Consider the following 18,992-nt stretch of genomic DNA (forward strand, 5'->3'; position numbering starts at 1 on the left):
CAGCCCGCGGCAGCTCCTGCACAGGATGTGCGTGAACCCTGTAGGAGCTGCCGAAGGCTGCGATCTTTTTACTTACGGCGCAGGATTCGGATGATCCTTGTGAATCGCCTCGATCCCCTCCAGCACTTCATCCGACAGCTTCAGATCGAAGCTGGCAATGTTGCTGTCCAGTTGCTCCAGCGTTGTTGCGCCAATGATGTTGCTGGTGACGAACGGTTGCTGAGTGACGAACGCCAGCGCCATCTGCGCCGGATCCAGACCGTGTTCACGGGCCAGCGCAACATAACGGCTGCAGGCTGCTTCCGACTGGGCATTGAAATAGCGGCTGAAGCGACTGTAGAGGCTCAGGCGCCCTTTCGGCGGACGGGCGCCACCTTCGTATTTGCCTGAGAGAAAACCAAACGCCAGCGGCGAATAGGCCAGCAGGCCACATTGTTCGCGGATGGCGATTTCTGCCAGGCCCACTTCAAAGCTGCGGTTGAGCAGGTTGTACGGGTTCTGGATTGACACCGCGCGCGGCCAGCCACGGGCTTCGGCCAATGCCAGAAAACGCATGGTGCCCCAAGGGGTTTCGTTGGACAGACCGATGTGGCGGATCTTGCCGGCTTTCACTTGCTCGTCGAGTGCTTCGAGGGTGTCTTCAAGCGGGGTCAGGTTAGCTTCGATCTTGTGTTTGTAGCCCAGCTGTCCGAAAAAGTTGGTGCTGCGCTCCGGCCAGTGCAATTGATACAGATCGATGTAGTCGGTCTGCAGGCGCTCAAGGCTGGCGTCGACGGCTGCAATGATGTGCTGGCGGTTGTGGCGCAGGTTTTTGTCGCGGATGTAGTCGATGGTGTTGCCGGGGCCGGCGATCTTGCTGGCGAGGATCCAGTCGGCACGGTCGCCGCGACTTTTGAAGTAATTGCCAATATAGCGCTCAGTGGTGGCGTAGGTTTCGGCTTTTGGTGGCACCGGGTACATCTCGGCGGTGTCGATGAAATTGATCCCGGCTTCTTTGGCCCGTTCGATCTGAGCGAAGGCTTCAGCTTCAGTGTTTTGCTCGCCCCAGGTCATGGTGCCGAGGCAGATTGCACTCACGTTCAGGTCGGTACGGCCTAGCTGGCGATAGTCCATCGGGTGCTCCTTGGGCAAAACAATCATAAAAGCAGGTTGAAATATTTTTCGCAATCTGCATAATTGCCGACCTCTTTCTGCAGTGGAAGTGATGCGCCGCCGCCGAAGAATCTTGCCGTTGAACGGACGCGCCGACCCGAGCCCCCGAAAGCGTCTGTATCCGGCTGCCTTTGACTTGTCAAAGTACGCACTATTCAGTAAGATCCGCCGTCTAATTTACAGGGCGGCCCCTGAGGCTATAAAGAATGAAAACTTTTACTGCTAAACCGGAAACAGTAAAGCGCGACTGGTTTGTCGTCGACGCTGCTGGTCAGACCCTGGGTCGTCTGGCCACCGAAATCGCGAGCCGTCTGCGTGGCAAGCACAAGCCTGAGTACACTCCTCACGTTGACACCGGCGACTACATCGTCGTCATCAACGCTGAGCAGATTCGTGTTACCGGTGCTAAAACCACTGACAAAATGTACTACTCCCACTCCGGTTTCCCGGGCGGCATCAAGTCGATCAACTTTGAAAAGCTGATCGCTAAAGCCCCTGAGCGCGTGATCGAGACCGCGGTTAAAGGCATGCTGCCTAAAAACCCACTGGGTCGCGACATGTACCGTAAGCTGAAAGTCTATGCGGGCGCTGCACACCCACATACTGCTCAGCAGCCCCAAGAACTGAAGTTTTAACGGAATAGTACATTATGTCGGCGACTCAAAATTACGGCACTGGCCGTCGCAAGACCGCAACCGCACGCGTTTTCCTGCGTCCGGGTACTGGTAACATCTCCATCAACAACCGTTCGCTGGATAACTTCTTCGGCCGCGAAACTGCCCGCATGGTAGTTCGTCAGCCGCTGGAGCTGACCGAGACTGTCGAGAAGTTCGACATCTACGTCACCGTGATCGGCGGTGGTGTAAGTGGTCAGGCTGGCGCAATCCGCCACGGCATCACTCGCGCTCTGATGGACTACGACGAAACCCTGCGTGGCGCTCTGCGCAAAGCTGGCTTCGTTACTCGCGACGCCCGTGAAGTTGAACGTAAGAAAGTTGGTCTGCGTAAAGCGCGTAAGCGTCCGCAGTACTCGAAGCGTTAATTCCGCTTCCGCGTTCAAAAAGAACGCCCGCCTCCTCACGGAAGCGGGCGTTTTTTTATGCCTGTGATTTATCAAAGAATTGCGCTGCGACAACTTGCCACTTCCGTAGACCCCCTATACTGCAAGGCTTGAGGGTAAGAGCTCCGGGTAATTCCCTTGTCAGAATTGGGGCTTTTCATTACCATTCGGCAAAATTTTTATAAGTAACATTGATTTATTTAGTAGATGCCTGATTTAACAGGCCACAAAAGCTGATGGGAGAGGACTGAATGAGCAATGACGGCGTGAATGCAGGCCGGCGTCGCTTCTTGGTAGCAGCCACATCCGTGGTGGGTGCTGCAGGAGCGGTGGGGGCTGCGGTCCCGTTCGTGGGGTCATGGTTTCCCAGTGCCAAGGCGAAAGCCGCCGGTGCACCGGTGAAAGTGAATGTCAGCAAAATCGAGCCGGGACAGCAGATGATTGCTGAATGGCGCGGCCAGCCGGTGTTCATTGTCCGCCGTACTGAGGAAATTCTGGGGAATCTCAAGAAGATCGAGGGCCAGCTCTCCGATCCGACCTCCAAAAACTCCACGCAACCCACCTATGTCGACCCTGAAGTGCGTTCGATCAAGCCGGAAATTCTGCTGCTGATCGGGATTTGCACACACCTTGGTTGCTCGCCAACCTTCCGTCCCGAAGTGGCACCTGCGGATCTGGGCAAAGACTGGGTCGGTGGCTATTTCTGCCCTTGCCACGGTTCCCATTACGATCTGGCTGGCCGCGTCTACAAGTCGCAACCTGCGCCTTTGAACCTGCCAGTTCCCCCGCATTCCTATGAGACCGATGATCTGATTGTCATTGGCGTCGATACGGAGAAAGCGTGATGAGCAAGTTCATGGATTGGGTTGATGCGCGCTTTCCTGCGACCAAAATGTGGGAAGACCATCTCAGCAAGTATTACGCTCCAAAAAACTTCAACTTTTTCTACTTCTTCGGCTCCCTGGCGCTGCTGGTGTTGGTCAATCAGATCGTCACCGGTGTCTGGCTGACGATGAGCTACACGCCGTCGGCAGAAGAGGCGTTTGCCTCCGTTGAATACATCATGCGCGACGTCGAGTACGGCTCGATCCTGCGTCTGCTGCACTCGACCGGCGCTTCGGCGTTCTTCATCGTGGTTTATCTGCACATGTTCCGTGGTCTGCTCTACGGTTCGTACCAGAAACCGCGCGAGCTGGTCTGGGTGTTCGGCATGCTGATTTACCTGGCGCTGATGGCGGAAGCCTTCATGGGGTATCTGCTGCCGTGGGGTCAGATGTCGTACTGGGGGGCCCAGGTGATCATCTCGCTGTTCGGTGCGATTCCGGTCATCGGCAACGACCTGACCCAGTGGATTCGTGGTGACTACCTGATCTCCGGGATCACCCTTAACCGCTTCTTCGCTTTGCACGTTGTCGCGCTGCCGATCGTGATTCTCGGCCTGGTGGTGTTGCACATTCTGGCGCTGCACGAAGTCGGTTCGAACAACCCTGATGGCGTCGACATCAAGAAGCACAAAGACGAAAACGGCATCCCGCTGGACGGCATTGCCTTCCACCCGTACTACACCGTGAAAGACATTGTCGGTGTCGTGGTGTTCCTGTTTATCTTCTGCTTTATTGTGTTCTTCTTCCCGGAAATGGGTGGCTACTTCCTCGAAAAACCAAACTTCGAGCCGGCCAACCCGTTCAAGACGCCAGAGCATATTGCGCCGGTCTGGTACTTCACGCCGTTCTACGCAATCTTGCGGGCGATCCCTGACAAACTCATGGGTGTTATCGCCATGGGGGCGGCGATTGCGGTGCTGTTCGTGCTGCCATGGCTCGATCGCAGTCCGGTCAAATCGATGCGCTATAAAGGGTGGATGAGCAAAATCTGGCTGCTGGTGTTCTGCATTTCGTTCGTGATTCTTGGCGTTCTTGGCGTTTTGGCGCCGACGCCGGAGAGAACCCTGTTGTCGCAGGTTTGCACCTTCCTGTACTTCGCCTACTTCATTCTGATGCCGTTCTACACCAGGCTCGAGAAGACCAAACCGGTTCCGGAAAGGGTGACTGGCTGATGAAAAAGTTATTTTTTGCTCTGATTTTTGCTGCGCTGCCTGTGCTGTCTTTCGCTGCCGAACACGGTGGTCCGGAACTGGAAAAAGTCGACATCGACGTGTCCGACAAGGCTGCCCTGCAAGATGGTGCGCGTACCTTTGCCAACTATTGCATGGGTTGCCACAGTGCCAAGTTCCAGCGTTACGAGCGGGTGGCCGATGATTTGGGCATTCCTCACGAAATGATGCTGGAGAAATTGGTGTTCACTGGCGCCAAGATTGGCGATCACATGAACATCGGCATGCAGCCGGCAGACGCCAAGACCTGGTTTGGTGCCGCACCGCCGGATCTGACCCTGGTCGCTCGCGTACGCGGCACCGACTGGCTCTACGGTTACCTGAAGTCGTTCTACGAAGATCCTGCACGTCCATGGGGCGTGAACAACAAGGTCTTCCCGAACGTCGGCATGCCCAACGTGCTGGTCGGCCTGCAAGGTCGTCAGGTCGTCGGTTGCAAGCAGGTGCAGATCGTCGAAGACGGCAAGAAGCAATATGATCCGCTGACCGGTACGCCTCTGACTCATGAAGCGTGCGATCAACTGACCATCGTGCCGAAATCCGGTGCTCTGAACGAAGAGCAGTTCGATGAGAAGGTCAAGAATCTGGTAACCTTCCTGGCTTACTCGGCTAACCCGGTTAAGCTGCAACATCAGCGCATCGGTACTTATGTCTTGCTGTACCTGGCGTTCTTCTTTGTGTTCGCCTACCTGCTCAAGCGTGAATACTGGAAAGACGTGCACTGATACGCTTCAAGCATTGCTGTTAATCGCGCGCGCCCAAGGGCGCCTCCGATAACGTAACGTCTGGTCAGCCAGAGGTTGCGGGAGGCGCCCTCTGGGCGCGCGCGTTTTTCCGGTTCCGACAATTTCAACAAGCGAGGAGGATCGCCATGGGCGTGACCAATCGGTTGGCCTGTTACTCCGACCCCGCCGACCACTATTCCCACCGAGTGCGCATTGTGCTTGCAGAGAAGGGTGTCAGCGCCGAGATCATTTATGTGGAAGCTGGTCGCCAGCCGCCTAAACTGATTGAAGTAAACCCTTACGGCAGTCTGCCGACGCTGGTCGATCGTGACCTGGCGTTGTGGGAGTCGACCGTGGTGATGGAATATCTGGATGAGCGTTACCCGCACCCGCCATTGATGCCGGTTTATCCGGTGGCGCGTGCCAATAGTCGCCTGCTGATTCACCGTATTCAGCGCGACTGGTGTGGTCTGGTGGATCTGATTCTGGATCCCAAGTCCAAGGAAGCTGCGCGTGTCGTGGCGCGCAAGGAACTGCGTGAAAGCCTGACGGGCGTGTCGCCGTTATTTGCCGACAAGCCGTTTTTCCTCAGTGAGGAACAAAGTCTGGTGGATTGCTGCCTATTGCCAATACTCTGGCGTTTGCCGATTCTGGGTATTGAACTGCCGCGGCCAGCCAAGCCGCTGCTTGATTATATGGAGCGCTCGTTTGCGCGTGAGGCTTTCCAGGCGAGTCTGTCTGGTGTCGAACGCGATATGCGCTAAGGCTTAAGGAGCCGCTATGAACTCCAGTCGACCTTATCTGGTCCGCGCGCTCTACGAGTGGATTGTTGATAACGATTGCACCCCGCACATGCTGGTCAATTCCGAGTACCCGGCAGTGCAGGTGCCGCAGGGTTTTGCCAGTGACGGGCAGATTGTCCTGAACATCTCGCCAAGTGCCGTGCGTCATCTGCACATGGACAACGACGTGGTGACCTTCGAAGGTCGCTTCGGTGGCGTCCCGCACAGCCTGTATGTGCCGATCAGCGCGATCCTGGGGATCTATGCCCGGGAGAACGGTCAGGGCATGGTGTTCGATCTCGAGTCGCCGATGGATGGCGAAGAAGAGATCGAGACGGATGACGACTTGCCGCCACCGGACAGCGAGCCGCCGCGCCCTAGCGGCCGGCCAAGCCTGAAAGTGGTGAAATAATAAAAAAGGCGATCCGGATGGATCGCCTTTTTTGTGTGCGCGTTTCGGCTATCAATCGATGTATTCGAACAGCTTCACGATCTTCTGCACGCCGGAAACACCCTGCACCAGATTGGTTGCCTGAGTGGCTTCCTGTTTGGTCAGTAGGCCCAGCAGGTAGACGATACCGTTCTCGGTTACGACCTTGATGCGCGAGCCAGGAATGCTGGCATCGGTCAGCATCTGCGTCTTGATCTTGGTGGTCAGCCACGCATCGTTCTGACGAGCCAGCAGGGACGACGGTTGCAGCACTTGCAGCTCGTTGTGCACCTTCTTCACGCGCTGCACGTTGGCGGCAGCCTGTTCGGCCTTGGCCTTGAGGTCTTCGCGCGGGGTCTGGCCGGCGAGCAGTACGACACCGTTAAAGCTGGTGACGACGATGTGTGAATCGTTGTCCAGAGCCGGATCGGCCTTGGCCACGTTCACACCCACTTTGGTTTCGATCAGCGAGTCGTCGATCTTGCTGCCGAAGGTGCGGGTGCCACGATCATCTTCGATCGGTGCTTCACGGCTGGCGTTCACCACCGAGGTGCAGCCGCTGATGCCGAGGCACAGGGTCAAGGCCAGAAGGCCAAGGCGATTAGGGGTCATTCTTCACTCCCGAACAGTTGGCTGTCGATCAGATCGCAAAGGCAATGGATCGCCAGCAAGTGGACTTCTTGAATACGTGCAGTGACATTGGCCGGTACGCGAATCTCGACGTCCTCGGGCAACAGCAGCGACGCCATGCCGCCGCCATCGCGTCCGGTCATAGCTACGACAATCATTTCGCGATCATGTGCGGCCTGGATCGCTTGAATAATGTTCGCCGAGTTGCCGCTGGTCGAAATCGCCAGCAGGACATCGCCTGGCTGACCGAGCGCACGGATCTGTTTGGAGAACACTTCGTTGTAGCTGTAGTCGTTGGCGATCGAGGTGATCGTCGAGGTGTCGGTTGTCAGGGCGATGGCCGGCAGGCTCGGACGCTCGCGCTCGAAGCGGTTGAGCAACTCCGAAGAGAAGTGCTGGGCGTCACCGGCCGAGCCGCCGTTGCCGCACGAAAGCATTTTGCCCTCGTTGAGCAGGGCGTTGACCATGATCTGGCTGGCTTGCTCGATGTGCGGTGCAAGTACGTCCATCGCCTGTTGCTTGGTGTCGATACTGGCCTGGAAAAGCTGGCGAATTCGGGATTGCATGTCCATCTGTGTGACCTTAAGTAGCGCGGCTGTCCGGCACATGAATGTGCAGCCCGCAAAGCAAAGAGCAAAATTTGTCGGTGGAATTGTCCGGGTCGCAACGCCGACGATCAACTGTCGAACGCATTCTGCAACCAGTTCAGCTGATCCGGATGGCTGTCGATGGCCACCACGTCGAAGCGGCAGGGGGAATTGGCCCAGCGCGACTCGCGCTGAAGAAAATACTGCGCAGCGAAAATCAGTTTCTGCTGCTTGCGCGCATCAATGCTAGCGAGCGCGCCACCCCATTGAGTGTTTTTTCTGTAGCGAACTTCAACGAATACTACTGTATCGCCATCAAGCATGACCAGATCAAGCTCGCCGCGTTTGCATAACCAGTTCTGCGCCAGCAGGCGCAGACCTTGTTGTTGCAGATGCTCGAGCGCCTGGCGCTCGGCATCCTTGCCGCTTTGCGAGCGTGACCTGTCGGGCATTAGCGCGGGGTGTCCGGCAGGCGCTGAACCTGGCCGCTGACGAACTGCGCCCAAGGCAACTGACGCACAACGCGCTGGGTCTGGGTCATGCCGAGGCTGCCCGACTCGCCGTCGATGCGGCTGTCCGGCAGCGCTTTGAGTTGACCCAAGCGCGGTGCCAGACGATACGCGTCAACACCCATGGCGTACAGGCGACCGAGACTGCCGGAGGCCTGCGGCCACTGCGCTACCACTTGTTGACGCAGTGGATCGCTGGTGTCCAGCAGCCACGGGGTTTCGCAGAAGCGAATGCCGTTCATGTCGTTGTACTGGTTGACGTCGCCACTGGCGCTGTAAACGTGCGACGTCGCGTACACCGGAACGTCACCAGCGTACTGGAAGTTCAGGGTTGGCTTGATCTGCTGAGCCTGTTGCGGGGTCGCGGCCAAGAAGATGAATTCGATGTCCTGACGACGCGAGGGCTGCGCCGCTACGTTGGTGCCGGCGGCATTTTGCAGGCTCTTGGCGCGGGCTTCGCTTTGACGCAGCTGGAACATGTCGGCGATCTGCTGGGCCAGTTGTACTGGCTGATCAACACGCTCGGTGGCGACGATGCTGCCACCGTTGGCCTGCCAGTCCTGGCTGAACGCACGCAGTACGCGGTCGCCCCATTCGCCTTTCGGCACCATGATCGCGGCGCGGTGCAGGCCATCGGCACGGGCACGGCGCGAGACTTCGCGGGCTTCGTCTTCAGCGGCCAGACCGAACTGGAACAGTTGCGCCGGACCTTGATCGCCTTCGCTGTAGTTCAGCGCGAGGGTGGTGATCGGCAGTTGCGGACGGGTGCTCAGTTGTTTGACCAGCGGTTTTTCCAGCGGGCCGACGACCAGTTGTACGCCGTCAGCCTGAGCCTTGCGGTAGAACTCGTCCATCGAAGTCAGCTTGGAACTGTCGTAGAACTCGATCGCTGGCGGCTTCTGCCCGGCCTGTTGAGCCTGGTAGTGCGCAGCCATGAAGCCTTCACGCAGGGCCTTGCCAACAGCGGCCAGTGGGCCGTCCTGTGGCAGCAGCAGGGCGATCTTGCTCAGTGGCTGGCTGGCCAGTTCCTTGAGTTTGGTCAACGGCAGCGGCAGGTTGATTGCGGCCGGGTGTTTTGGATTCTGCGCGCGCCAGGTGTCGATCGCGGCTTGCTGCTGTTCCAGGGTGCCAGCGGATTTTACCGCCAGTGCCAGGCCCATCCAGCCGCCAAGATCGTCGGTGCTGTTCGGCTGCAGTTGATCAGTTGGCAGCGAGCCGATCAGGGTCCAGATCGCTTCGTGGTTTTTGCTCGCAGCTTCGCCTTGCAGCATCGGCGCGATGAACACGCGCTCGCGGGCAGCAGCCAGGGTCTGGCCATCAGCCTCAAGGGCGCGGGCATGTACGGTGCCGGTGCGCACTTGCTGCTCTTCAGGCATCTCGCCCAAATGTTGCAGGCTTGGATGGCTCAGGGCAGTCAGCGCGGCTTTCGGCTGATTGCGGGTCATGGCCAGCTCAGCATTTAGCGTGCTGGCAAAAATCTGCTGGCCGGGCTTGAGTTGCTCCATCGGCACTTGTTGCAGGATTTGCGCGGACTGTCCGGCATTGCCCTGGCGATAAGCCAGGTCTGCGGCGCTCAGGCGCAACAGAGCGGCTTTTTCCGGGGTTTTCGCCTGGCCAGCCTGTTCGAGCAGTTGCTCGATGCTGGCATCCGGGGTCCGTGGAAGTTCGCCAAGGCTGGAGGAAGGGGAGCTGGCGCAAGCCGCCAACAGGGCAGCGAGGCAGAGGGCAGTGAACAGCCGCAGGCAAGCGATCATGTAAGTGTTCCTGATACTCGATCAAATTAGCGTCGAATTGTACCCAAGCACTGGCCGGGGCGCGATGTTACTGGTGTGAATCGGGCAATTTAGCTGGAGTAAATGTTGCGGCGGCGCACAACTGCGCACAAAAGCTGGCGCGGCTTGAGCGCATCGCAAGCCTCGTGACGCGCTACAATGGCCGCTTTTACCGATCACGAGGTGTGCGCTTTGACTGCTCCAGGTTCCCTGAATTCCGCTGCTGGCTCGCTTTATGTGGTGGCGACGCCCATCGGCAACCTGGACGACATCAGCGCCCGGGCCCTGAAGATCCTCCGTGAAGTGGCCTTGATTGCTGCCGAAGACACTCGTCACTCGGCGCGTCTGATGCAGCACTTCGGCATCGGCACGCCGCTGGCCGCGTGTCATGAACACAATGAAAGAGATGAAGGTAGCCGCTTTATCACCCGCTTGCTGGCCGGTGACAATGTCGCACTGATTTCCGATGCGGGAACGCCGCTGATTTCTGATCCGGGGTATCACCTGGTGCGTCAGGCCCGTGCGGCGGGGATCAACGTGGTGCCGGTGCCAGGTGCCTGTGCGCTTATCGCCGCGCTGTCGGCGGCCGGTCTGCCGTCCGACCGGTTCATCTTCGAAGGTTTTCTGCCGGCCAAATCGGTCGGGCGCAAGGCGCGCCTGGAGGCGGTTAAAGAAGAGCCGCGAACGTTGATTTTCTATGAAGCGCCGCACCGCATCCTTGAATGTCTGCAGGATATGGAAGCCGTGTTTGGTGGTGAGCGTCAGGCATTGCTCGCCCGCGAAATCACCAAAACCTTTGAAACCCTCAAGGGGCTACCGCTGGCCGAGCTGCGCGCCTTCGTTGAATCCGACAGCAATCAGCAACGCGGCGAATGCGTTGTGCTGGTGGCTGGCTGGACCGCGCCGGAGTCCGAGGACGCCGTCAGCAGCGAAGCCATGCGTATCCTTGATCTGTTGCTCGAAGAGATGCCGCTCAAGCGTGCCGCCGCGTTGGCCGCGCAAATCACCGGCGAGCGCAAAAACGTGCTGTATCAGGTCGCGCTGGAGAAACAGAAAGGCGTGTAAGCCGTCGCCCATAGCGGTCTTGAGGCTTTTAGCGCTTGTTCTTCAGGCGCTCTGCCGTTAACCTTCGCGGCGGAGAGTCGATCGGACAGTCGCTGCCCTCTATGAAAATTAGGGGGGGGAGGAAAGTCCGGGCTCCATAGGGCGAAGTGCCAGGTAATGCCTGGGAGGCGTGAGCCTACGGAAAGTGCCACAGAAAATAACCGCCTAAGCGTTTCGGCGCCGGTAAGGGTGAAAAGGTGCGGTAAGAGCGCACCGCACGTCTGGCAACAGTTCGTGGCTAGGTAAACCCCACTTGGAGCAAGACCAAATAGGGTCCCAAGGCGTGGCCCGCGCTGGGACCGGGTAGGTTGCTAAAGATGTCCAGTGATGGCCATCGTAGACGAATGACTGTTCAAGACAGAACCCGGCTTACAGATCGACTCTCCACCTTTTTCTTTCCCTGCTTGAATCATTGGCAACAGGGCTGTGTAATATCAGCAGGCCTGCTCTGAAAGTCCGGCAGCGGCAAACGCAGTAATAGCCATTTCCCACCTTGCTTCAATCAACAGCAGAAGCGCTTTTGTAATACCGAAAAAATCTTACTCTTAACAAATTACTTTAACTTTCGAGCGCAGCTATCAGTGCTGCTTCAAGTTATGGGTCGAAAGTCTGCGCCAGATTGTCGTTACGCCTCCTTTTATGCTCCTAAATCTCCGTTCTGTAAGGGTTTTCCTTTAATCCGCGCCTTGACGGTGTGGTGGGCGCATTCCTATAGTGTGCGCAAGTGGCGGAAAGTGGCATGAAGTGGGTTTTTTGAGCTCAAAACGATAAAAATTGGAGAAACGCAGACGTGTTTCGCGGAGCTAACGCTATCAGTCTCGATGCAAAGGGCCGTCTCGCCATGCCGAGCCGGTACCGTGACGAGCTCGATTCGCGCAGTTCCGGCCAATTGATCGTGACCATTGATGCCGTTGATCCGTGCCTGTGTGTCTATCCGCTCGACGAGTGGGAAATTATTGAAACCAAGTTGCGCGCGCTCCCTTCGCTTCGTGAAGAGAACCGTCGCCTGCAACGTTTGCTGATTGGTAATGCCGTCGACCTCGAACTCGATGGCAGTGGTCGTTTTCTGGTTCCACCGCGTCTGCGCGAATACGCCAAGTTGGATAAGCGCGCGATGCTGGTAGGCCAACTGAACAAGTTCCAATTGTGGGACGAGGATGCATGGAACGCGGTATCTGCCGCTGACCTTGCTGCTATTCAACAACCGGGCGCGATGCCTGATGAACTGCGTGATTTGATCCTGTGACTATTGATAGCGGCTTTAACCACATCACCGTACTGCTTGACGAAGCCGTCGAGGCTCTCGCCGTACGTCCTGATGGCTGCTATCTGGATGGCACGTTCGGGCGCGGCGGCCATAGCCGGTTGATCCTTAGCCAGCTCGGCACGGATGGTCGGCTCATCGGATTCGACAAAGACCCACAAGCGATTGCCACCGGGCAAACGCTAGCGGCCGAAGACGGCCGCTTTGTCGTTGTGCAGCGCAGCTTTGCCGAGCTCGGTTCGGTGGTTGCCGAGCAAGGCCTGGCCGGCAAGGTCAGCGGCGTTCTGCTCGATCTGGGCGTGTCTTCGCCGCAGCTCGACGACGCTGAGCGCGGTTTCAGTTTCCTCAACGACGGTCCGCTGGACATGCGCATGGACCCGTCCCGTGGCATCAGCGCTGCCGAATTCGTCAACACCGCGCCGGCTGAGGAAATCGCCCGGGTGTTCAAGGAATACGGTGAAGAACGCTTCTCCGGTCGTATGGCCCGCGCGGTCGTCGAGCGTCGCGATATCAAACCTTTCGAACGCACTGCCGATCTGGCCGAAGTGTTGAAAGTCGCCAACCCGGCATGGGAAAAGGGCAAGAACCCGGCTACCCGTGCATTCCAGGGTTTGCGTATTCACGTCAACAACGAACTGGGTGATCTGGAAGCCGGCCTCGAAGCCGCGCTGGATGCTCTGGAAGTCGGCGGCCGTCTGGTGGTGATCAGCTTCCACTCGCTGGAAGACCGTATCGTCAAACTGTTCATGCGCAAGCTGGTAAAAGGCGAAGCCGACAACCTGCCGCGCAACCTGCCGGTGCGCCACGTGGCGTTCGAACCGAAAATCAAAATCCATGGCAAAGCGCAGACGGCCTCCGACGCCGAACTCAAAGCCAACCCACGCTCCCGTAGCGCCGTCATGCGCGTCGCGGAGAAGTTGCGGTGAGCAAGCTTTTCGCCAAGCCACTGCCCGGCGGCAGCTTTCTGATGCTGCTGCTGTTTATCGGCGTGCTCGTGTCGGCCATTGCCGTGTCGTACAGCGCGCACTGGAACCGGCAGCTGCTCAACACTCTTTATAGCGAACTCAGCGTGCGCGACAAGGCGCAGGCCGAGTGGGGCCGTCTGATTCTTGAGCAAAGCACCTGGACTGCGCACAGCCGCATCGAAGTGCTGGCCACCGAACAACTGAAAATGCACATTCCCGGCGCGGCTGACGTGAAGATGGTGGCGCCATGATGAAACTCGAAGGCGCACTGTTCCCGTGGCGCTTCCGCCTGATGGTGGCGCTGCTCGGCATGATGGTCGCAGCAATCTGCTGGCGCATCATCGACCTGCAAGTGGTTGACCGTGACTTCCTCAAAGGTCAGGGCGACGCGCGCAGCCTGCGTCACATTCCGATTCCGGCTCACCGTGGTCTGATCACCGACCGTAACGGCGAGCCGTTGGCCGTGAGTACCCCGGTGACCACGCTGTGGGCCAACGCCAAGGAAATGCAGACGGCCAAAGAGAAATGGCCGGCACTCGCCGCCGCGCTGGGGCAGGATCCGAAAGCTCTGAGCGAACGCCTCGAAGCCCAGGCCAACAAAGAATTCATTTATCTGGTGCGCGGGTTGACCCCCGAGCAAGGCCAGGCTGTGCTCGACCTGAAAGTCCCGGGCGTGTACGGCATCGAAGAATTCCGCCGCTTCTACCCGGCCGGTGAAGTCACTGCGCACATGGTCGGCTTTACCGACATCGATGACCACGGTCGTGAAGGTGTCGAGCTGGCTTATGACGAATGGCTGGCCGGAGTGCCGGGCAAACGACAGGTCATCAAGGATCGGCGCGGACGCCTGATCAAGGATGTCCAGGTCACCAAAAACGCCAAGGCCGGCAAGCCCTTGGCGTTGTCCATTGACCTGCGTCTGCAATATCTGGCCAACCGCGAGCTGCGCAACGCGATCATCGAGAACGGCGCCAAGGCCGGCAGCCTGGTGATCATGGACGTGAAGACTGGCGAGATTCTCGCCATGGTCAACCAGCCGACCTACAACCCGAACAACCGTCGCAACCTGCAACCGGCGATGATGCGTAACCGCGCAATGATCGACGTGTTCGAACCGGGTTCGACCATGAAAGCCATCTCGATGAGCGCCGCGATCGAAACTGGCCGCTGGAAACCGAGTGACACCGTCGAGGTGTATCCGGGCTCTCTGCAGATCGGCAAATACACGATCAAGGACGTTTCCAAGACCGAAGGTCCGGTGCTCGACCTGACCGGCATTCTGATCAATTCCAGTAACGTCGGCATGAGTAAGGTCGCCTTCGATATCGGCGGCGAAACGATTTTCCGCCTCGCGCAGAAGGTCGGTCTGGGCCAGGACACCGGCCTCGGCTTCCCGGGCGAACGTGTCGGCAACCTGCCGAACTACCGCGAGTGGCGCAAGGCTGAAACCGCAACCTTGTCCTACGGCTACGGTATTTCCGTGACTGCGATTCAACTGGTGCACGCGTTCTCGGCCTTGGCCAACAACGGTCGTCTGGCGCCACTGACCCTGATCAAAACCGACAAGATGCCGCAGACCACGCAAGTGCTGCCGGAAGCCGTGGCAAAAACCATGCAAGGCATGCTGCAGCAAGTGATCGAAGCGCCGCGCGGCGTGTTCCGAGCGCAGGTGCCGGCGTATCACGTGGCGGGCAAGTCGGGTACTGCGCGTAAGACCTCGGTGGGTACCAAGGGCTACGCGGAAAACTCTTATCGCTCGCTGTTCGCCGGTTTCGGCCCGATGAGCGATCCGCGTTACGCGATTGTTGTGGTGATCGATGAGCCGTCCAAGGCCGGTTACTTCGGTGGTCTGGTTTCCGCGCCGGTGTTCAGCCGCGTGATGTCCGGCACCCTGCGCCTGATGAACGTGACCCCGGACAACCTGCCGAACACTCAGCAGGCCAACGCGACTCCCGTCATTCCGCTGAAAGCCAATGGAGGGCGCGGCTGATGTCATTAAGTCTGAACAAGATATTCCCCCACGCCGGCCACGATCTGTTGATCCGTGAACTGGCGCTGGACAGCCGCAACGTACGCGCGGGCGATTTGTTCCTTGCCGTGCCGGGCGGCAAATTCGATGGCCGTGCGCACATTGCCGATGCTCTGGCGCGCGGCGCTGCCGCGGTGGCCTATGAAGTGGAAGGCGCCACCGTGCTGCCGATCACTGATGTGCCGCTGATCCCGGTCAAAGGCCTGGCTGCGCAGCTGTCGGACATCGCCGGGCGTTTTTACGGTGAGCCGAGCCATCACCTGAACCTGATTGGCGTGACCGGCACCAACGGCAAGACCAGCGTGACTCAATTGGTCGCGCAGGCGCTGGATCTGCTCGGCCAGCATTGCGGCATCGTCGGGACCTTGGGTTCCGGCTTCTATGGCGCACTGGAAAGCGGTCTGCACACCACGCCGAATCCGATCGCCGTGCAAGCGACCCTGGGCGACCTGAAAAAGGCCGGCGCCAAAGCCGTGGCCATGGAAGTCTCGTCTCACGGCCTGGATCAGGGGCGCGTTACGGCGCTGGCGTTCGACGTCGCGGTGATGACCAACCTGTCCCGCGATCATCTGGATTATCACAGCACCATGGAAGCGTACGCCGAGGCCAAGGCCAAGCTGTTCGCCTGGAATGACCTGAAATGCCGCGTGGTCAACCTCGACGACGATTTCGGCCGGCGACTGGCCGCTGAAAAACGTGAATCGCGCCTGATCACCTACAGCCTGCTCGACAGCAGCGCCTATCTTTATTGCCGCGAAGCGCAGTTCGACGACCACGGCGTGCGCGCCACACTGGTCACGCCGCAGGGCGAACATCATCTGCGCAGCACGCTGCTCGGTCGCTTCAACCTGAGCAACGTATTGGCGGCAGTGGGCGCCTTGCTCGGTCTGGATTACGCGCTCGACGAAATTCTCAAAGTGCTGCCGAAACTCGAAGGCCCGGCCGGTCGCATGCAGCGTCTGGGTGGTGGCACGCAGCCGTTGGTGGTGGTCGATTACGCCCACACCCCGGATGCCCTGGAAAAAGTACTGACCGCGTTGCGCCCGCACGTCAAAGGTCAGTTGCTATGCCTGTTCGGCTGCGGCGGCGACCGTGATCGCGGCAAGCGTCCGTTGATGGCTGAAGTGGTCGAGCGTCTGGCCGATCAGGTGCTGGTCACCGACGACAACCCGCGCACTGAAGACCCGGCGGTGATTTTCGATGACATTCGCGCCGGTTTCACGGCTGTGGATAAAGTCACCTTCGTCGCTGGTCGTGGTCAGGCGATTGCACAACTGATTGCCGGCGCGTCCGCCGATGACGTGATTGTCCTGGCCGGTAAAGGTCATGAGGACTATCAGGAAATCAACGGCGAGCGCCATGCCTTCTCTGACCTGGTCGAGGCCGATCACGCCCTGACCGCCTGGGAGGTGGCCCATGCTTAAAGCCTTGAAACTCAGCGAGCTGACCAACGCGCTCGATGCGCGTTTGATCGCGGCTGATGCCAGTTTCGACGGCGTCAGCATCGACAGCCGTGCGATCCAGCCTGGCCAACTGTTTATTGCCTTGACCGGTCCGCGTTTCGACGGTCATGACTACTTGAACGACGTCGCCGCCAAAGGCGCGGTGGCTGCGCTGGTCGAGCGCGAAGTCGCCGACAGCACCTTGCCGCAACTGCTGGTCAAGGACTCCCGTCAGGCCCTCGGCCAATTGGGTGCCTTGAACCGTGCCGCGTTCACTCAGCCGGTCGCGGCCATCACGGGCTCCAGCGGCAAGACCACGGTCAAGGAAATGCTTGCGAGCATCCTGCGCACCCGCGGTCCGGTGCTGGCCACCCGTGGCAATCTGAACAACGACCTCGGCGCGCCGCTGACCCTGCTCGAACTGGCCCCGGAGCACACTTCGGCGGTGATCGAGCTGGGTGCCTCGCGCCTCGGCGAAATCGCTTACACCGTAGGCCTGACCAAGCCGCACGTGGCGATCCTGAACAACGCCGGCACCGCTCACGTCGGTGAGTTCGGCGGCCCGGAAAAAATCGTCGAAGCCAAGGGTGAAATCATCGACGGGCTGGCGGCTGATGGCATCGCCGTGCTCAACCTTGATGACAAAGCCTTCGGTATCTGGAAGACCCGTGCGGGTGCTCGCAAGGTGCTGACCTTCGCCCTGAGCAATACGCAGGCGGATTTCTACGCCAGCGACCTGACGACTGACGCCCGTGGTTGCCCGGCCTTCAATCTGCACACACCTGAAGGTGTCGAACGCGTTCAACTGAACCTGCTCGGCACCCACAACGTCGCCAATGCCATGGCCGCCGCCGCTGCCGCTCACGCCTTGGGCGTGTCGCTGTTCGGCATCGCCACCGGGCTTGGCGCCGTGCAACCGGTCAAGGGTCGCACCGTCGCGCAACTGGCGAAAAACGGTATGCGCGTGATCGATGACACTTACAACGCAAACCCCACCTCGATGTGCGCGGCCGTTGATATACTCGCCGGCTTTTCCGGCCGCACCGTCCTGGTGCTCGGAGATATCGGCGAGTTGGGCGATTGGGCGGAGCAGGGGCACCGCGACGTGGGCGAGTACGCCCGGGGCAAGGTTTCCGCGCTTTATGCCGTTGGGCCAAACATGGTTCACGCCGTAAACGCTTTCGGTGAACAGGCGCATCACTTCGGCACGCAAGCCGAACTGATTCAGGCCCTCGACGCCGAGCAGGACACAAACACCACCATTTTGATCAAGGGTTCGCGCAGTGCAGCGATGGAAAACATCGTTGCGGCTCTGTGCGGGTCCAGTCTGGAGAAACATTAATGCTGCTGCTGCTAGCGGAGTATCTGCAACAGTTCTACAAAGGCTTCGCGGTCTTTCAGTACCTGACCCTGCGCGGGATTCTCGGTGTACTGACCGCGCTGGTTTTGTCGCTGTGCTATGGCCCGTGGATGATCCGCACCCTGCAGAACCGTCAGATCGGCCAGTCCGTGCGTAACGATGGTCCGCAATCGCACCTGTCCAAATCCGGTACGCCGACCATGGGTGGCGCACTGATTCTGTCTTCGATTGGCGTCAGCACGTTGCTCTGGGCCGACCTGAGCAACCGTTACGTCTGGGTGGTGCTGCTGGTGACCCTGCTGTTCGGCGCCATCGGCTGGGTCGACGATTACCGCAAAGTCATCGAGAAGAACTCCCGTGGCTTGCCAAGCCGCTGGAAGTATTTCTGGCAATCGGTGTTCGGTCTCGGCGCGGCGATCTTCCTTTATATGACTGCGTCCACCCCGGTGGAAACCACGCTGATCCTGCCGATGCTCAAGGACTACAGCATTCCGCTGGGCGCAGGCTTCATCGTGCTGACCTACTTTGTGATCGTCGGTTCGAGCAACGCGGTCAATCTGACTGACGGCCTCGATGGTCTGGCGATCATGCCCACCGTGATGGTTGGCGGCGGTCTGGGCATCTTCTGCTACCTGTCGGGTAACGTGAAGTTCGCCGAATACCTGCTGATTCCTTACGTGCCGGGCGCGGGCGAGCTGATCGTGTTCTGCGGTGCGCTGATCGGTGCCGGCCTGGGCTTCCTGTGGTTCAACACCTATCCGGCGCAAGTGTTCATGGGCGACGTCGGTGCCCTCGCACTCGGCGCGGCACTGGGCACCATCGCCGTAATCGTCCGTCAGGAAATCGTCCTGTTCATCATGGGCGGCGTGTTCGTGATGGAAACCCTGTCAGTCGTCATTCAGGTTGCGTCCTTTAAGCTGACCGGTCGCCGTGTGTTCCGCATGGCACCGATCCACCACCATTTTGAACTCAAGGGCTGGCCCGAGCCGCGTGTGATCGTCCGTTTCTGGATCATCACCGTGATTCTCGTGCTGATCGGCCTTGCCACCCTGAAGCTGAGGTAGAACG

Annotated in this window: 20 protein-coding genes and 1 other RNA gene; 16 read left to right on the forward strand and 5 right to left on the reverse strand. The window is 59.0% G+C overall.

From position 1 onward, the window contains the following. Positions 1-72: 72 nt before the first annotated feature. The gene (locus QZR14_RS10630; protein ID WP_250606224.1) at positions 73-1,113 is read right to left on the reverse strand and encodes an NADP(H)-dependent aldo-keto reductase; all 1,041 of its coding nucleotides are present in this window, start codon (positions 1,111-1,113) and stop codon (positions 73-75) included. Between the two features lie 245 nt (positions 1,114-1,358). Between QZR14_RS10630 and rplM the strand changes: the two genes are divergently transcribed. The 7 genes from rplM (at position 1,359) to QZR14_RS10665 (ending at position 6,244) form a co-directional block, all read left to right on the forward strand. Further along, complete coding sequence (gene rplM / locus QZR14_RS10635) at positions 1,359-1,787, forward strand: 50S ribosomal protein L13 (RefSeq protein ID WP_007917032.1); 429 nt, start codon at positions 1,359-1,361, stop codon at positions 1,785-1,787. 14 nt (positions 1,788-1,801) lie between these two features. Next, on the forward strand, positions 1,802-2,194 hold the full coding sequence (gene rpsI, locus QZR14_RS10640) for a 30S ribosomal protein S9 (protein WP_003205364.1): 393 nt from the start codon (positions 1,802-1,804) through the stop codon (positions 2,192-2,194). A gap of 269 nt (positions 2,195-2,463) precedes the next feature. Continuing rightward, positions 2,464-3,057 (forward strand): ubiquinol-cytochrome c reductase iron-sulfur subunit, encoded by a 594-nt coding sequence (petA, locus tag QZR14_RS10645; protein ID WP_007917031.1) that lies wholly within the window; start codon positions 2,464-2,466, stop codon positions 3,055-3,057. Then, positions 3,057-4,268 carry a cytochrome b gene (locus QZR14_RS10650; RefSeq protein WP_250606225.1) on the forward strand — a complete coding sequence of 404 codons (1,212 nt, stop codon included), beginning with the start codon at positions 3,057-3,059 and terminating at the stop codon, positions 4,266-4,268. The genes petA and QZR14_RS10650 overlap by 1 nt, the downstream gene beginning before the upstream one ends. Next, entirely contained in the window at positions 4,268-5,050 is a 783-nt protein-coding gene (locus QZR14_RS10655; RefSeq protein WP_250606226.1) for a cytochrome c1, read from the forward strand. Before QZR14_RS10650 ends, QZR14_RS10655 begins: the two co-directional genes overlap by 1 nt. 146 nt (positions 5,051-5,196) lie before the next feature. Further along, on the forward strand, positions 5,197-5,814 hold the full coding sequence (locus tag QZR14_RS10660) for a glutathione S-transferase N-terminal domain-containing protein (protein ID WP_007917025.1): 618 nt from the start codon (positions 5,197-5,199) through the stop codon (positions 5,812-5,814). A 16-nt stretch (positions 5,815-5,830) separates the two neighbouring features. After that, the gene (locus QZR14_RS10665; protein WP_311996516.1) at positions 5,831-6,244 is read left to right on the forward strand and encodes a ClpXP protease specificity-enhancing factor; all 414 of its coding nucleotides are present in this window, start codon (positions 5,831-5,833) and stop codon (positions 6,242-6,244) included. A 51-nt stretch (positions 6,245-6,295) separates the two neighbouring features. On the opposite strand, the gene QZR14_RS10670 is transcribed toward QZR14_RS10665, so the two are convergent. The 4 genes from QZR14_RS10670 to QZR14_RS10685 all read right to left on the reverse strand — a co-directional run bounded on the left by QZR14_RS10670 (position 6,296) and on the right by QZR14_RS10685 (position 9,742). After that, positions 6,296-6,874: a BON domain-containing protein gene (locus tag QZR14_RS10670; protein WP_166221262.1), complete on the reverse strand. Its 579-nt coding sequence runs from the start codon at positions 6,872-6,874 to the stop codon at positions 6,296-6,298. Beyond that, complete coding sequence (locus tag QZR14_RS10675) at positions 6,871-7,464, reverse strand: phosphoheptose isomerase (RefSeq protein ID WP_007917022.1); 594 nt, start codon at positions 7,462-7,464, stop codon at positions 6,871-6,873. Before QZR14_RS10675 ends, QZR14_RS10670 begins: the two co-directional genes overlap by 4 nt. Before the next feature lie 104 nt (positions 7,465-7,568). Then, positions 7,569-7,931 carry a YraN family protein gene (locus QZR14_RS10680; protein WP_250606228.1) on the reverse strand — a complete coding sequence of 121 codons (363 nt, stop codon included), beginning with the start codon at positions 7,929-7,931 and terminating at the stop codon, positions 7,569-7,571. Continuing rightward, on the reverse strand, positions 7,931-9,742 hold the full coding sequence (locus QZR14_RS10685; RefSeq protein ID WP_311996517.1) for a penicillin-binding protein activator: 1,812 nt from the start codon (positions 9,740-9,742) through the stop codon (positions 7,931-7,933). Before QZR14_RS10685 ends, QZR14_RS10680 begins: the two co-directional genes overlap by 1 nt. 177 nt (positions 9,743-9,919) lie before the next feature. Here QZR14_RS10685 and rsmI point away from each other — a divergent pair, with 177 nt between their 5' ends. From rsmI to mraY, 9 genes are all read left to right on the forward strand, one after another. Next, entirely contained in the window at positions 9,920-10,825 is a 906-nt protein-coding gene (rsmI, locus tag QZR14_RS10690; protein WP_093430688.1) for a 16S rRNA (cytidine(1402)-2'-O)-methyltransferase, read from the forward strand. Between the two features lie 73 nt (positions 10,826-10,898). Beyond that, an RNA gene (gene rnpB, locus QZR14_RS10695) (RNase P RNA component class A) lies at positions 10,899-11,252 on the forward strand. 402 nt (positions 11,253-11,654) lie between these two features. Then, the gene (gene mraZ / locus QZR14_RS10700) at positions 11,655-12,110 is read left to right on the forward strand and encodes a division/cell wall cluster transcriptional repressor MraZ (RefSeq protein ID WP_007917012.1); all 456 of its coding nucleotides are present in this window, start codon (positions 11,655-11,657) and stop codon (positions 12,108-12,110) included. After that, entirely contained in the window at positions 12,107-13,054 is a 948-nt protein-coding gene (rsmH, locus tag QZR14_RS10705; protein WP_442967396.1) for a 16S rRNA (cytosine(1402)-N(4))-methyltransferase RsmH, read from the forward strand. Before mraZ ends, rsmH begins: the two co-directional genes overlap by 4 nt. Beyond that, entirely contained in the window at positions 13,051-13,344 is a 294-nt protein-coding gene (gene ftsL / locus QZR14_RS10710) for a cell division protein FtsL (protein WP_250606231.1), read from the forward strand. Before rsmH ends, ftsL begins: the two co-directional genes overlap by 4 nt. Continuing rightward, positions 13,344-15,083: a peptidoglycan D,D-transpeptidase FtsI family protein gene (locus tag QZR14_RS10715; RefSeq protein WP_250606392.1), complete on the forward strand. Its 1,740-nt coding sequence runs from the start codon at positions 13,344-13,346 to the stop codon at positions 15,081-15,083. The genes ftsL and QZR14_RS10715 overlap by 1 nt, the downstream gene beginning before the upstream one ends. Beyond that, positions 15,083-16,546 carry a UDP-N-acetylmuramoyl-L-alanyl-D-glutamate--2,6-diaminopimelate ligase gene (locus tag QZR14_RS10720; protein ID WP_311996518.1) on the forward strand — a complete coding sequence of 488 codons (1,464 nt, stop codon included), beginning with the start codon at positions 15,083-15,085 and terminating at the stop codon, positions 16,544-16,546. Before QZR14_RS10715 ends, QZR14_RS10720 begins: the two co-directional genes overlap by 1 nt. Next, positions 16,539-17,906: a UDP-N-acetylmuramoyl-tripeptide--D-alanyl-D-alanine ligase gene (locus QZR14_RS10725; protein ID WP_311996519.1), complete on the forward strand. Its 1,368-nt coding sequence runs from the start codon at positions 16,539-16,541 to the stop codon at positions 17,904-17,906. The genes QZR14_RS10720 and QZR14_RS10725 overlap by 8 nt, the downstream gene beginning before the upstream one ends. Continuing rightward, positions 17,906-18,988 (forward strand): phospho-N-acetylmuramoyl-pentapeptide-transferase, encoded by a 1,083-nt coding sequence (gene mraY, locus QZR14_RS10730; RefSeq protein ID WP_007956769.1) that lies wholly within the window; start codon positions 17,906-17,908, stop codon positions 18,986-18,988. The genes QZR14_RS10725 and mraY overlap by 1 nt, the downstream gene beginning before the upstream one ends. The last annotated feature ends 4 nt before the right edge of the window (positions 18,989-18,992 follow it).

Source organism: Pseudomonas sp. rhizo66, from assembly GCF_031931925.1.
GTDB lineage: Bacteria > Pseudomonadota > Gammaproteobacteria > Pseudomonadales > Pseudomonadaceae > Aquipseudomonas.

Excerpts from the sequence above, each read along its gene's own strand:
- QZR14_RS10665 (WP_311996516.1), top strand. The coding sequence starts at position 5,831 with ATGAACTCCAGTCGACCTTATCTGGTCCGCGCGCTCTACGAGTGGATT.
- QZR14_RS10630 (WP_250606224.1), bottom strand. The coding sequence starts at position 1,113 with ATGGACTATCGCCAGCTAGGCCGTACCGACCTGAACGTGAGTGCAATC.
- QZR14_RS10655 (WP_250606226.1), top strand. The coding sequence starts at position 4,268 with ATGAAAAAGTTATTTTTTGCTCTGATTTTTGCTGCGCTGCCTGTGCTG.
- petA (WP_007917031.1), top strand. The coding sequence starts at position 2,464 with ATGAGCAATGACGGCGTGAATGCAGGCCGGCGTCGCTTCTTGGTAGCA.
- QZR14_RS10660 (WP_007917025.1), top strand. The coding sequence starts at position 5,197 with ATGGGCGTGACCAATCGGTTGGCCTGTTACTCCGACCCCGCCGACCAC.
- mraY (WP_007956769.1), top strand. The coding sequence starts at position 17,906 with ATGCTGCTGCTGCTAGCGGAGTATCTGCAACAGTTCTACAAAGGCTTC.
- QZR14_RS10715 (WP_250606392.1), top strand. The coding sequence starts at position 13,344 with ATGAAACTCGAAGGCGCACTGTTCCCGTGGCGCTTCCGCCTGATGGTG.
- QZR14_RS10675 (WP_007917022.1), bottom strand. The coding sequence starts at position 7,464 with ATGGACATGCAATCCCGAATTCGCCAGCTTTTCCAGGCCAGTATCGAC.
- QZR14_RS10680 (WP_250606228.1), bottom strand. The coding sequence starts at position 7,931 with ATGCCCGACAGGTCACGCTCGCAAAGCGGCAAGGATGCCGAGCGCCAG.
- QZR14_RS10670 (WP_166221262.1), bottom strand. The coding sequence starts at position 6,874 with ATGACCCCTAATCGCCTTGGCCTTCTGGCCTTGACCCTGTGCCTCGGC.
- QZR14_RS10725 (WP_311996519.1), top strand. The coding sequence starts at position 16,539 with ATGCTTAAAGCCTTGAAACTCAGCGAGCTGACCAACGCGCTCGATGCG.
- rsmI (WP_093430688.1), top strand. The coding sequence starts at position 9,920 with ATGGCCGCTTTTACCGATCACGAGGTGTGCGCTTTGACTGCTCCAGGT.
- QZR14_RS10650 (WP_250606225.1), top strand. The coding sequence starts at position 3,057 with ATGAGCAAGTTCATGGATTGGGTTGATGCGCGCTTTCCTGCGACCAAA.
- QZR14_RS10685 (WP_311996517.1), bottom strand. The coding sequence starts at position 9,742 with ATGATCGCTTGCCTGCGGCTGTTCACTGCCCTCTGCCTCGCTGCCCTG.
- rplM (WP_007917032.1), top strand. The coding sequence starts at position 1,359 with ATGAAAACTTTTACTGCTAAACCGGAAACAGTAAAGCGCGACTGGTTT.
- QZR14_RS10720 (WP_311996518.1), top strand. The coding sequence starts at position 15,083 with ATGTCATTAAGTCTGAACAAGATATTCCCCCACGCCGGCCACGATCTG.
- rpsI (WP_003205364.1), top strand. The coding sequence starts at position 1,802 with ATGTCGGCGACTCAAAATTACGGCACTGGCCGTCGCAAGACCGCAACC.